13 protein-coding genes are annotated in these 11,683 nt (G+C 67.2%); 3 read left to right on the plus strand and 10 right to left on the minus strand.

The features are described 5' to 3' along the window. Positions 1 to 92 precede the first annotated feature (92 nt). Positions 93 to 968 carry a radical SAM protein gene (locus H7841_03295; GenBank protein MEO5335908.1) on the minus strand — a complete coding sequence of 292 codons (876 nt, stop codon included), beginning with the start codon at positions 966 to 968 and terminating at the stop codon, positions 93 to 95. A gap of 68 nt (positions 969 to 1,036) precedes the next feature. Here H7841_03295 and H7841_03300 point away from each other — a divergent pair, with 68 nt between their 5' ends. Then, positions 1,037 to 2,623 carry a tetratricopeptide repeat protein gene (locus H7841_03300; GenBank protein ID MEO5335909.1) on the plus strand — a complete coding sequence of 529 codons (1,587 nt, stop codon included), beginning with the start codon at positions 1,037 to 1,039 and terminating at the stop codon, positions 2,621 to 2,623. Here H7841_03300 and H7841_03305 read toward each other — a convergent pair. Continuing rightward, a complete protein-coding gene (locus tag H7841_03305; protein MEO5335910.1) occupies positions 2,559 to 3,056 on the minus strand; it encodes a GIY-YIG nuclease family protein in 498 nt (165 codons plus the stop codon). The genes H7841_03300 and H7841_03305 overlap by 65 nt on opposite strands. A 104-nt stretch (positions 3,057 to 3,160) precedes the next feature. Here H7841_03305 and H7841_03310 point away from each other — a divergent pair, with 104 nt between their 5' ends. Further along, entirely contained in the window at positions 3,161 to 4,987 is a 1,827-nt protein-coding gene (locus tag H7841_03310; protein ID MEO5335911.1) for a cyclic nucleotide-binding domain-containing protein, read from the plus strand. Here the strand turns inward: H7841_03310 and H7841_03315 are convergent. Genes H7841_03315 through H7841_03325 form a run of 3 tightly spaced genes read right to left on the minus strand, consistent with a single transcriptional unit; the run spans position 4,962 to position 8,317 of the window. Beyond that, positions 4,962 to 7,685, minus strand: a complete 2,724-nt coding sequence (locus tag H7841_03315; protein MEO5335912.1) for a sensor histidine kinase — start codon at positions 7,683 to 7,685, stop codon at positions 4,962 to 4,964. The genes H7841_03310 and H7841_03315 overlap by 26 nt on opposite strands. A gap of 13 nt (positions 7,686 to 7,698) precedes the next feature. Continuing rightward, the gene (locus tag H7841_03320; protein MEO5335913.1) at positions 7,699 to 7,947 is read right to left on the minus strand and encodes a hypothetical protein; all 249 of its coding nucleotides are present in this window, start codon (positions 7,945 to 7,947) and stop codon (positions 7,699 to 7,701) included. A gap of 1 nt (position 7,948) precedes the next feature. After that, complete coding sequence (locus H7841_03325; protein ID MEO5335914.1) at positions 7,949 to 8,317, minus strand: response regulator; 369 nt, start codon at positions 8,315 to 8,317, stop codon at positions 7,949 to 7,951. 352 nt (positions 8,318 to 8,669) lie between these two features. Here H7841_03325 and H7841_03330 point away from each other — a divergent pair, with 352 nt between their 5' ends. Then, entirely contained in the window at positions 8,670 to 9,140 is a 471-nt protein-coding gene (locus H7841_03330; protein MEO5335915.1) for a hypothetical protein, read from the plus strand. A 13-nt stretch (positions 9,141 to 9,153) separates the two neighbouring features. Here H7841_03330 and H7841_03335 read toward each other — a convergent pair whose 3' ends face one another. The 5 genes from H7841_03335 to H7841_03355 all read right to left on the minus strand — a co-directional run bounded on the left by H7841_03335 (position 9,154) and on the right by H7841_03355 (position 11,663). Next, the gene (locus tag H7841_03335; GenBank protein MEO5335916.1) at positions 9,154 to 9,360 is read right to left on the minus strand and encodes a hypothetical protein; all 207 of its coding nucleotides are present in this window, start codon (positions 9,358 to 9,360) and stop codon (positions 9,154 to 9,156) included. A gap of 68 nt (positions 9,361 to 9,428) precedes the next feature. Further along, the gene (locus H7841_03340; protein MEO5335917.1) at positions 9,429 to 9,629 is read right to left on the minus strand and encodes a hypothetical protein; all 201 of its coding nucleotides are present in this window, start codon (positions 9,627 to 9,629) and stop codon (positions 9,429 to 9,431) included. Positions 9,630 to 9,703: 74 nt separating this feature from the next. After that, positions 9,704 to 10,354, minus strand: a complete 651-nt coding sequence (locus tag H7841_03345; GenBank protein MEO5335918.1) for an energy-coupling factor ABC transporter ATP-binding protein — start codon at positions 10,352 to 10,354, stop codon at positions 9,704 to 9,706. Continuing rightward, positions 10,351 to 11,109, minus strand: a complete 759-nt coding sequence (gene cbiQ / locus H7841_03350) for a cobalt ECF transporter T component CbiQ (GenBank protein MEO5335919.1) — start codon at positions 11,107 to 11,109, stop codon at positions 10,351 to 10,353. The genes H7841_03345 and cbiQ overlap by 4 nt, the downstream gene beginning before the upstream one ends. Then, positions 11,106 to 11,663, minus strand: a complete 558-nt coding sequence (locus H7841_03355; protein MEO5335920.1) for a hypothetical protein — start codon at positions 11,661 to 11,663, stop codon at positions 11,106 to 11,108. Before H7841_03355 ends, cbiQ begins: the two co-directional genes overlap by 4 nt. Between the last annotated feature and the right edge of the window lie 20 nt (positions 11,664 to 11,683).

Here is an 11,683-nt window from a genome sequence, read left to right on the forward strand (position 1 = left end):
AGGGGCGGGGCGCGGTCCACGGAGGGACGCCCGCATTCCCGGAAATGAAGGCGCGCACTATAGCGGGAACGCCCGCCTTGTCAAATCCGCCGCTATAGCCTGCGCAGGAAGCGCGGACGCAGGGCGGACGCTCCCTGGCGGGCGGCCCGGACCTCCGCCAGCAGGCGACCGCGGTCCTTGGGCAGGGTACCGGCCAAGGCCAGGCAGTTGGAGGCGTGGTTGGACCGGAAGATGACGGGCGTGGCGGGCTCCAGGCCGGACAGCAGCCGTTCCTGTTCCGCTAGGATTCCGATATCGTCCTGAGGTTCGTACTCGCCTTCCCAGCAGGCCAGGAAGCGGGGCACGACCGTATCTTCCAGGTAGAGTTGGAGGGTGGAGAGAAAATGAGGTGCGGCGCGGTTGACCACCGCCACCGTACCGTCGACATGATCCTCCCAGTAGCGCCGTCCGCCCAGGCCCAGAACCACCGTAGCGGAGATCTTCAGTCCCGCCCCGCGGGCCCGTTCCAGCGCCGCGGCCATGGAAGCGGGCGTGGCGCCCTTGCGGATGTGCCGCAGCACCCGGCCCGAGCCGGACTCGATGCCGACATAGACCAGGGTCAGGCCCCGGTCGCGCAGGCCGCGCAACTCGTCCGAAGTCTTGCCCAGCAGGTTGACCGGGGTGGCGTAGCAGGACACCCGCGCCAGATCCGGAAAGGTCGCCCGCAGGTGGTCCAGGATGCGGAAAAGATGGTCCGTCGGCAAGGTGAGCGCGTCGCCGTCGGCCAGGAAAACCCGATGGGCTTCCGGCCAGTCGGCGGCGGCGGCGGCGATGTCGGCGAAGACGTCTTCAAGCGTCCGGATGCGGAAGGTCTTGGCCTTGTACATGGAACAGAAGGTGCAGCCGTTGAAGCTGCACCCCAGAGTGACCTGGAGGATCAGGTTGTCGCCCTCGCTGGGCGGGCGGTAGAGAGGCATGTCGTAGAGCATGCGGCAGACTCTAACGCCCTTTTTTCCTTTGTGGTAGAAGGGGGAGGAAGGAGACAGGGAGGAACCTCTTGGCCAAGACCCCGCAACCCCCGGCGCCGCCCGTCAAGGCAGTGCGCAAGGCAACCGTCCGCCGGGTCGAGAAGGCGCCGGCTCCCACCGCCGTTACGCCCGTCCCGATCGCGCCGGCCCCGACCCAGACCGCGGTGAAGGCGCCGCCCCCGGTCGCGTCCAAGGCGCCGCGTCCGCCCCTGAACCCCAACGCCGCCAGCCCCTCCGGCATGCGCGAGCGGGAGGCCTTGCGGCTCTTCACCCTGGCCGCCGATCTTCACCGCCAAGGACGCTTGGACGACGCCATCAAGGGCTATGCCCGTGCCCTCGCCCTCGATCCCCGCATGGCCGATGCCTACAACAACCTGGGAGTTGCCCTGCGGTCCCAGAAGAAGTTTGGGGCGGCAGTGGCCGCCTATCGCCGCTCGCTCACCTACCGTCCCGACAATCCGGGCGTCTATTCCAACCTGGGAAACGCGTTGCGCGACGCCAACCGGATGGAGGAATCGGTCGCCGCCCACCGCAGGGCGGTGGAGTTGGCCGACGGGTCGGTGGAAGCCGTCTACAACTTGGCCCTGGCCCAGCGGGATGCCGGCGATCTGGCGGCTGCGATGCGGGGCTTCGAGGATGTGCTCCGCCGCCAGCCCGATCACGTGGACTGCCACTGGGACCGGGCGCTCGGCTTCCTGGTCACCGGCGATCTGAAACGCGGCTTCGAGGAATACGAATGGCGCTGGAAGCTGGATCGCAGCCCGCCCCGCCAGTTCCCCCAGCCGGCCTGGGACGGATCGGCCCTGAAGGGCCGCAGCCTTCTGGTGCATCAGGAGCAGGGTTTCGGCGACATGATCCAGTTCGTCCGCTACCTGCCCATACTGAAGCGCAGCCACCCCGACTCGACGGTCATCCTGGAATGCCAGCCCGAACTGGCCCGCCTGTTCTCGGGCGTCCCGGGTGCCGACCGGGTGGTGGTGCAAGGCGGCAGCCTGCCGCCTTTCGACGTGCATATTCCCCTGCTCAGCCTGGCCCGCGTCTTCTCGACCAGCCTGGAGACCGTTCCGGCCTCCATCCCCTATCTCCGGGCCCCGGAAATGCACAGCGTCCATCTGCCCGCCCCGCCCGATCAACTCAAGGTCGGCCTGGCTTGGGCGGGTAAGCCCAGCCATCGCAACGACCGCAACCGCTCGGTCTCCTTCGAGCGGTTCCTGCCCCTGCTCGAGGTCGCCGACGTATTCTTCTTCAGTCTGCAGAAGGGCGAATCGGCAGCGGACCTGGACCGGCTCTGCACCGAAGCCCTGATCATGGACATCGGTCCACGCATGCAGGATTTCGCCGATACCGCCGCCGCCCTCCAGCAACTCGACCTGCTGATCGGCGTCGACACCTCGGTCGTGCATCTGGCCGGAGCGCTCGGCCGTCCGGCCTGGGTGCTGCTGCCCTATTCCCCCGACTGGCGCTGGCTGCTCGATCGCGCCGACAATCCCTGGTACCCGAGCCTGCGCCTGTTCCGCCAGAATCATCCCGGCCAGTGGGACGACGTCTTCCTCAAGGTGCGCGACGCCCTGGCGGAGGTAGCCAGAAGCAGACGGCGGGCGGGCGCCGCCAGATGACGGCCGCCCTTGCGGCCAGTTCCGTCTCCGCGTCCCAATCGTCGGCCACCCGGATCAGGTGGGAGGGGCAACGCCGGCAGTCGCTGCTGCCGAAGCCGGGCGCCGGAACGACAGCCCCCGGCAGGCTCAAGGCGTAGGCGGCGAGCGCGCATTCGTCGCCGTCGGGAAAGCCGATGACCGCCGCCGCACCCGCCGCGTTGGTCAGGCGGTCCACGTGCCAGCGCACCGTTTTCCCGCCTTTCAGGTGGCGCCGCACCCGGGCGCGGATGCCGCCCGACCCGTGGGCGCTGCCGGCATAGAGGTAGCGACCCTCGGCCAAAGTGGCGGCCGGCCGGCCCGGTAGAGCGACGGTGACCGGCCCCAGCAGATCGAAGACCAGCAGATAGGCCCCGGCCAGGGCGGGCAGATCTTCCGCGTCCTCGACCGCGACCATTTGTGACGGAAATGACGGCGCCATGGTGAATAAAGTCTTTACCTTTATGACCGAAGACTTGTCGAGGCGATTGACCGCTGCCGGGGGGCGGAGCAGATTGGAAAATGGCAAAGAAGCAGTATAGAGACGGAGACGTCATTTTCCGCGAGGGCGACCCGAGCGACAGCGCCTATGTCATAGAGGGCGGTGCCGTCGAGCTTTCCAAGGCCAGCGACCGCGAGCCGGTACAGCTTGCGCGCCTGAAGACGGGCGAGATGTTCGGGGAGATGGGCATCCTGGACGGCAGCGGCCGCAGCGCCACGGCCGTCGCCGCCGGCAAGGTGAAAGTCCGCGAGATCGGGCGCGACGAATTCCTGAGGCAATTGGAAACCGATTCGGCCATGGCGCTATCCATCATCAGGAAACTGGTTCAGAGGCTCCGGGCCGCCGACGAAATGCTGGCCCAGGGTTCCGCCAAACAGGAAGTGGCGCGGCTGCGCCGCGATCCGACGCGGGCGACCCGTCCCGGCCTGTTCGGACGCCTGTTCGGTGGCGGCGGCACGCCGACCGGGCGCATCGAAGTCCGCATCTCCCAGTTGCCCGGCGAAAGGGGTGCCGAACTGACCAAGCTGCTGGCCGACACCTTGGGGCGGAGCAAGGGCCTTTCCGTGCGGCCCATCAAGGAGATCCTGGCGGTCGATGCCTCGGTCGAGCCTCCCCGCCGCCTGGCGATCGCCGCCGAAACCGGGCGGCAATGGCTGGGCCCTTTGAAGGCGGACCTGCTGATCTGGGGCGAATTTCCCGCCACCGGTGCCAGCGTGCATCTGCGTTTCGTATCAGCCCTGGTCGATCGCGCCGACCGCGCCGGGCTGTTCTCGACCGGCACGACGCTGGTCCTACCGGCCAATTTCCCGCCCGAGTTCGGCCATCTGCTGGCCGCCGTCGCCCTGGCCGCCACGGTAGTCGGTGACGAGACGCGCACGGCGGCGCAGCGCCAAGCTCTGGCCGAAGCCTTGGAAGCCGCCCAGCCCCTGATGCGGCAACTGCCCAAGGAACTGGTATCCAAGGAACGGGCGGCGATCCAGAACTGCTACGGCAACGCGGTGGCGACGCTCGCCACCCTTGGCGGTCCGGCCGAGATGTACCAGGTGGCGGCCCATGCCTACCGTTCCGCCCTGGAGGGCCTGTCCAGGGACCATGCGCCGCTCGACTGGGCCATGGCCCAGCGCAACCTGGGCTGCGTGCTGATGGCCCTGGCCGAGCGCACCAACGACTCCGAGACCTTGGGTGCCGCCGCCAACCTGTTCCGTTCCGTCCTGCAGATACTCACCCGGGCCGAACAGCCCTTCGAATGGGCCACCACCCAGGCCCGCCTGGGGCAGGTGCTCTACCGCCTCGATTTAAGGACCGGGGACGTCGATCTGCTCAAGGAAGCGCTGGCCGCCCTGCAAGGCGCCTTGCAGGTGATCGGGCGTCATGACGACCCCTTGCGCTGGGCCGATCTGTTGAACAGCTTCGCCCAGACCGCGCAGGTGCTGGGTGGCGAGTTGCGCCATATCGAACTGTTGGAAAGGGCGGTGTCGGCCTGCGAGTCCGCCCTCCAGGTGCGGACACGGACGGAACATCCTCAACTTTTCGCGGCCACCCAGAACAACCGGGGATCGGCCCTGTTCCTGCTGGGCCGCCTGACCGGGCGCATGGAGCCCGTCGCCGGGGCGGCCGACGCCTTCCGGCAGGCCTGCGAGGTCTACCGCACCGAGGGCGCCGAACGCATGGCGGCCATCGCCGAGAAGAACCTCGCCCATGTGGAAGAGACCCTGCCCGCCCGCCGCTCCGAGCGTCGCGACCCCCCCGCCGGCCGCCGCGCCTGGTTCGAAGACGAGGAATCCGACCCGGCCCCGGCACCCGCGCCTCGCCCCCTGACGATCAGCCCGGAGGATAAGGTACGGTGAACGAGAACGTCGCCCCTTCCCCCGGCCGGCTGTGCACGGCGATGCGGCCGCCCTGGCGTTCGACGATGCTGCGGCAAATGGCCAGCCCCAAGCCGCTGCCCGACGGATTGCCGGTGCCGCCCGCCGCCAGCTGGTAGAATTTCTCGAAGATCTTGTCCTGCAGATCGGGCTCGATGCCGGGGCCGTTGTCACGGACGAAGACCGCCGCCTCGCCCTCGCCCGGCTCCATCCACATTTCCACCCGCCCGGTGCCCGGCCCGCAGACCTTCTGGGCATTGGACAACAGGTTGATGACCACCCTCGTCAGATGGTCGCGGTCGGCCCGCACCAGGGGCGAGGGAGCAGGCAGGCGCAAGTCGAGACCGACATCTCTTTCCTCGAATATCCCCCTCAGCGAAGCGGCAGCGTCGTTCAGCAGGCCGGCCAAGTCCAGGTCTTCCAGATGCCAATCCATCCGGCCGGCCTCGATCTTCGCCAGGTCGAGCACCTGATTGACCAGGCGCGTGAGACGCTCGCTCTCGCGGATGACGATGGACAAGAACTCGCCCCGCTGGGTGGCGTCCAGTTCCGGGTTGTCGAACAGGATCTCGGAAAAGGAGCGGATCGAGGTCAAGGGCGTGCGCAACTCGTGGGTGACGGTGGATAGGAACTCGTCCTTCATGCGGTCCAGTTCCTTGAGTCGCTGGTTGGCGGCCTGCAGTTCCCGTGTGGCGGCTTCGAGTTCCTGGGATTTGTGTTCGAGCTGCCGGCTGTATTCGAGCACCTGGGAGGTCTCGTCCAGCACCTCCATGATCTCCTCGATGCCGATGCCCTCGCCCTGCACCGTGGTGGCGATCATCACCCGCGCCGAAGCCGCCCCGATGGCTCCGGCTAACAGCCGTTCCACATATTGCACCAGGTCGGCGTCGGCCTCGGTCCGCTTGTCGATGTCGAAGCCGTGCCGGCGGCCGAAGTCGGCGAAGGCCTGCTGGGCCCTTTCGCGGCCGATGAAGCGGGCCGCCAGTTCCCGAAGGTCGGCAACCGCGGCCTTGCCCCGCCAAGCTCCCAGGCCACGCCCCGATTCGGACTGGCTGAAGACCTCGACGAACAGGGTGGCCTGGATACGTTCGATGGTGCTTTTGCTTCCTGCCAGCGAGACCGCAACATAGCCGCCGACATTGGCGGCAAGGCTCCAGAACAGGGAGTGCGAGATGGAATCCAGCCCCTCCAGCCCGAACAGGGCGTAGGGCTTGAGCAGGTGCAGCCCGAAGGGCCCCAGATCGACGATGGATTCCGGCAGCCATCCCGACTTGGCGAAGGAAGGCAGCAACAGGGTGTAGGCCCAGACGGCGAATCCGGCCGACAGTCCGGCCACCGCCCCCTGGCGCGAACCGCCCTTCCAGTAGATGCCGCCCAGGATGGCAGGGGCGAACTGGGCGGCGGCCGCGAACGAGACCAAGCCGATGGTGACCAGGGCATAAGACTCGCCGATCAGCCGGAAATAGAGATACCCCAGCAGAATGATGAACAGTATGGCGCCCCGGCGGATACCCAGCAGCAGGCCGGACAGGTCGCTCCGCTCCGACAGGTGCAGGCGGCCGAAGCGCAACAGCACCGGCATGATCAGGTCGTTGCAGACCATGGTGGATAGGGCGATGGTCTCGACGATCACCATGCCGGTCGCCGCCGACAGGCCCCCGATGAACACCAGCAGCGCCAGATAGGGAGCGCCCTCGGCCAAGGGCAGGGCGAGCACGAAGGTGTCGGTGTCCAACGCCCCGCCGGGAAAGCGCAGCAAGCCGCCCAAGGTGATCGGCAGGACGAACAGGTTTATGGCGAAAAGGTAGAGCGGGAACAGCCAGACGGCCTTTTCCAGATGGCGCTCGTCCACGTTCTCCACCACCGTGACCTGGAACTGGCGGGGCAGGAAGATGATCGCCGCCATGGACAGCAGGGTCAGCGTGATCCAATTGGGACCGATCGCCTCGACGCTCATCAGGCGGGCCAGTTGCGGTTGGGCTGCCGCCTGGCGAAACAACTCGCCGGGACTGCCGAAGATGCCGAAGGCGACGAATGCCCCGACGGCCAGAAAGGCCAGCAGCTTGACGATGGATTCGAAGGCGATGGCGGCGACCATCCCCTCGTGGTGCTCGGTGGCGTCGATATGGCGGGTGCCGAACAGGATGGTGAATAGGGCCAGCACCATGGCCACGAGCAGGGCGGTGTCCTCGAAGGGACTGGCCGACATGGGATGGGCGGCGGCCAGGTCCGGGTAGTGCAGCAACACCGCGAAGCTGGAGGACACGGCTTTCAACTGCAAGGAGATGTACGGCATGATCCCGACCACCGCGATCACCGTCACCAAGCCGCCGAGCAGGTGGCTCTTGCCGTAGCGCGACGATACGAAGTCGGCGATGGAGGTGATGTGGTGCACCTTGCTGATGCGGACGATCTTGCGGATCACCGCCCAACCGAGGGCGAACATCAAAGTGGGGCCCAGGTAGATGGGCAAAAAACCCAATCCGGTCGACGCGGCACGGCCGACACTGCCGTAGAAGGTCCAGGAGGTGCAATAGACGGCGATCGACAGGGCGTAGATGGAGGAATGGCCGATCAGACTGCGGCCGCGGTCGGCGCGGCGGTCTCCGTAATAGGCAATGGCGAACAGCAGGCTCAGGTAGCCGAAGGAGGTGAGAAGGATCAGCCAACCCGGCAGCACCGTCGCCTCCCCGTCAGACCGAGAAGTCGAGGGGCGGCGGCTCGCGCGGCGGCGGCACCGCAGGCCGGCTGCGCATGGCCCAAGCCAGCAGGCCGATCAACAGCCCCCACGCCCCGAAGACGTAGACATAGAGCAGGGGAATACCGGCCAGAACGGTCTCCGGCCCGCGGTCGAACAGGCGCAGAACCAGGGGGCTGAATAGCGCCAAGCCCAACAGGAAGACCGCCGCCAGACGTTCGCCGGTCGCTTCTTCCCGCCACATCTCAGGTGCCCAGCAGGTCGCGCACCCGCTGGGTCAGTTCGCGGGTGGAAAAGGGCTTGGTGACATAAGCCGTGGCTCCGAGCGCCATTCCTTTCTCCTTGTCCACTTCGCGCCCGCGGGCGGTAAGCATGATGACCTGCACGTCCTGCCAGGCCGGATTGGCACGGATTTGCTGGCAGACATCATAGCCGTCGCGCTTGGGGATCATCACGTCGAGCAGCACCAGATCGGGCACCCGATCGGCGATGGCCTTCAGGGCCTCTTCCCCGTCGCGCGCCACCCGCACGTCGAAACCCGCCTGCCTCATAAGGAATTCCAGCGACAGCACGATGTTCGGTTCGTCGTCCACCACCAACACGGATTTCGCCATGGCAAGCCCACCTGAAGTTTCGGGTCGGAACCGCTTTGTCGATTTTGCGCCATGCTAGCATGGATTACACGGGCTTTCACGCGGCCATAGTTCCTCCTTGACCGTCGCCACGGATTGTACGACCCTGTCGGGCAAATCAAGCGAAAGTTCGTCGATATTGTGTTGAAATGTGCTACCATGGACTACATGTCGTGGTCCTTTGGATGGGAGCGGGTTATGAAGCGGATGGGAACGGGATTGGCGCTCGGCGTGGCCGCGGTGGCCCTGCTGCTGCGGCGGCGGGCGTCCGGCCTACAGTAACGGCGGGGCCGGCTACGGGCCGGCAACCTGGGGACCGGCGATGCCGGGTCGGATGGGAATGCCGCAGGCGGGCTACGGCTACCGGCCGATGGCCTATAATCCGGGGACTCCCTATGCGATGGTGCCGCAGCGGCCGGCTCCCGTGCCGGTGATGGTCGGCAACGGTCCGCATCCTTCGATGATGGGGGGCGCGGTTCCCTATGGCTACGGCATGCCCTACGCCTATCGGGCGCCCTACGGCTTCGGGCCAACCGCCCCCATGATGGCGGCGCCCCAGCCCATGTTGCCCTATCCCCAGGCGCAGCCCCGACTGGTCGGCTGGCCCGGACCGGCCGGTTTCGGCACCATGCCCATGGCCGGCAGCGGCGCGGTCAGCCGCAACCTGCCGCCTTACGCCATGGCGGTGCCGGAAGGTCCCTACGGCTACCCGTTTGGAACGCCCTACGGGCAGTATCCCTGGGCCATGCCGGCACCAGGCCCCTATTATGGACCGGGACCGGGCTGGGGCCCGTCGCGCTGGTAAGCGGAAAGGGCCTTTAGTTGGTGGCGGAACCGGCGGTCAACTCGTTGATCGCCCAGGCTACCGCCGCCCAGCGGTTGGACAACTGGCGGTCGCCGCTGGCGCGCGAACGGTGTGCCTGTTCCACGGCAACGGCAAAGGCCCCATCGCCATAGCGGCCAATCAGGGAACTGGCCCCTTCCCGGACCTCGGTCTGGCTGACGCCGTGATGCATGAAGGTCATGTGACATCTCCATCAGGTGTCGGACGAATCGACACCGCGAAGATGTGGCGACCTTGGTTAAGGGCGGGTTAAGCCCCCTGGTGCGTCATGTCGCCGATAGCGGCGGCCAAGGCGCTCCACTGGAGCGATACGGCGGCGTTGCCGCGGGCGCGGATCTGGGCGGCGCGATCCAGCGCGTAGCGATAGGCGTGGCGGCCGTGTTCCTGAATCAGCGCCATGGCGCTGTCGCGCATGTCGGGGTCCATGAAGCGATGACGGAGAGTCTGCATGAGGATCGTCCTTGTCCTGTCTTTTCCATGTCTCTTTCCATGGTCGACAGTGGTGGACCGCGATTAAGGCGCGGTTAAGGCACGATGAACTTTCCATGACGCAGTTCGACCCGGCGCGTCGCCAGTCGATCGACCACGCGCCGGTCGTGAGAGACCATCACCATGGCCTGGGGCAATCCCTCCAGAATGGCCAACAGCCGCTCCAGCGCCTTCTCGTCCAATGCGTTGGAGGGCTCGTCCAGCAACAGGACCTCGGGCCGCATGGACAGCACGGTCGCCAGGGTGACCAGCCGCTTCTCGCCCCCCGAAAGGCGGATCGCCACCCGGTCACGGAACTCCGGGATGCCCAGGGCCTCCAGGGTCTCGTCCACCCGCCGCGCCGCCTCGGCACGCCCCAGGCCCAGGTTGAGCGGTCCGAAAGCCACGTCCTCGGCAACCGTCGGGCAGAACAACTGGTCGTCGGGGTCCTGGAACAGCAGGCCGGCGCGGGCGCGCACCTCGATGAAATCCTCCTCGGACCGCCGCTCCCGCCCGAAGGCCGTCACCGTTCCCGCCTGGGGATGCAGCAGGCCCACCATCAAGTGCAGCAAGGTGGTCTTGCCGGTGCCGTTGGCCCCCACCACCGCCACCCGTTCTCCCGCTGCCAGGGCAAAATCGAGGCCGGCCAGCACCGGCCGGCCGGAGTCATAGGAGAAGCCCAGACCGGAAAGGGAAAACAGGCTCACGGCAATGCCTCCAATCCCACCAGGCCGGCTAAGCCGGCCAGGAACAGGACGACGAAGGCCGCGTCCGGCGGTCCGAAGGCCATCTCGTCGACCAAGTGTAGGTGGCCATCGAAGCCCCGGCATTTCATCGCCGCCAGCACCCGCTCGGAGCGTTCGACACTGCGCACCAGCAGCATGCCGACCAGATAGCCCAGGCTGCGCCAGGTATGCCGGTCGCTACGCGGCCGAAAGGCACGGGCCCGCATGGCCAGGCGCAACCGTCCGTATTCCCGCTGCAGAACGTCGACATAACGGACCATGAGCAGCAACAGATGGATCAGCGCGTCCGGCACCTTCAGATGCTTGAGGGCATGGCCGAGGGCGGAGACCTCCATGGTCCCCGCCAAGGCCAACAGCGCCAGCAGGGCCGCGTTGGCTTTGAACGCCACCGCCAGGGCCTGCAACAAGCCTTCCCGGCTGGCCGGCCAAGGCCCCAGGCGAAACAGTTCCTCGCCCGGCACGGTGAAAGGCAGAAGGGCCAACGCCATGACCACGAAGGCGTCCATGGCCGCCAGCTTACGCAGGGTCGGTCGCCACGGAAGACCGGCCACCGCCGCCAGGAGGACGGCAAGGCCCAACGCAGCCGCCAGGGCCGCCGTCTCGCGGAGAGAGATCGTCACCACCCCAAAGGCCAGAGCCGCCAGCAGCCGCAGACGGGGATCGAGCCGCTGCACCGGTCCTTGGACGACGGAATCGCGGAAGGCCGGGTCGATCATGGGCGCGGCGCCCGGCGGCCGAGAAGGAAGAAGGCTACTCCCGCCATGCCCAGGATGTAGCCAATGCCGCCCAGGACGTCGTGCCAGCGGATGCGTTCCTCGTAGGCGGCGATCTGGGCGCGCAGCGGCGCGATCTGACGGGCCACCGCCAATTCCAGGTCGCCGGTTCCGGGCGGAATGCGGGCCGCGTCGCCGGCCGGCAGGGTCTCGGGGAACTCCTCCGCCTTGACGACGAAGGTAGCGGCATGGCCATCGTCAAGGTCGACCGTCAACAGATGATCCATACGGCTTCCCACCGGCAGGGAAAAGCCGCCGTCGGGCCCGGTGGTCGCTTCGCCGAGCGGGGCGCCGTCGGGGCCCTTGGCCCGCACGGTAAGGCCGGCCCCCTTGCCGCCGCCGCCGAAGGTCACCACACCCTTGATCCGGTCGCCCTCCGCCGTCGCGAACAGATTTACCCTATGGGCCCAGGCCGGTGCGGTGGCCAGGACGAGGAGAAGCAGGGCCGCGATCCCGGTCTTGCCCATGGCGGTAGGAGCCTCCGTTGAAATCGTCATACTGTTTCCGCGAGTATAGG

The organism is Magnetospirillum sp. WYHS-4, assembly GCA_039908345.1.
Taxonomy (GTDB): Bacteria; Pseudomonadota; Alphaproteobacteria; order Rhodospirillales; family GLO-3; genus JAMOBD01.

Bases quoted from the DNA above. Each gene is read 5' to 3' on its own strand.
- H7841_03295 (MEO5335908.1), bottom strand. From the start codon at position 968: ATGCTCTACGACATGCCTCTCTACCGCCCGCCCAGCGAGGGCGACAAC.
- H7841_03305 (MEO5335910.1), bottom strand. From the start codon at position 3,056: ATGGTCGCGGTCGAGGACGCGGAAGATCTGCCCGCCCTGGCCGGGGCC.
- H7841_03310 (MEO5335911.1), top strand. From the start codon at position 3,161: ATGGCAAAGAAGCAGTATAGAGACGGAGACGTCATTTTCCGCGAGGGC.
- H7841_03320 (MEO5335913.1), bottom strand. From the start codon at position 7,947: ATGTGGCGGGAAGAAGCGACCGGCGAACGTCTGGCGGCGGTCTTCCTG.
- H7841_03325 (MEO5335914.1), bottom strand. From the start codon at position 8,317: ATGGCGAAATCCGTGTTGGTGGTGGACGACGAACCGAACATCGTGCTG.
- H7841_03330 (MEO5335915.1), top strand. From the start codon at position 8,670: ATGGGAATGCCGCAGGCGGGCTACGGCTACCGGCCGATGGCCTATAAT.
- H7841_03335 (MEO5335916.1), bottom strand. From the start codon at position 9,360: ATGACCTTCATGCATCACGGCGTCAGCCAGACCGAGGTCCGGGAAGGG.
- H7841_03340 (MEO5335917.1), bottom strand. From the start codon at position 9,629: ATGCAGACTCTCCGTCATCGCTTCATGGACCCCGACATGCGCGACAGC.
- cbiQ (MEO5335919.1), bottom strand. From the start codon at position 11,109: ATGATCGACCCGGCCTTCCGCGATTCCGTCGTCCAAGGACCGGTGCAG.
- H7841_03355 (MEO5335920.1), bottom strand. From the start codon at position 11,663: ATGACGATTTCAACGGAGGCTCCTACCGCCATGGGCAAGACCGGGATC.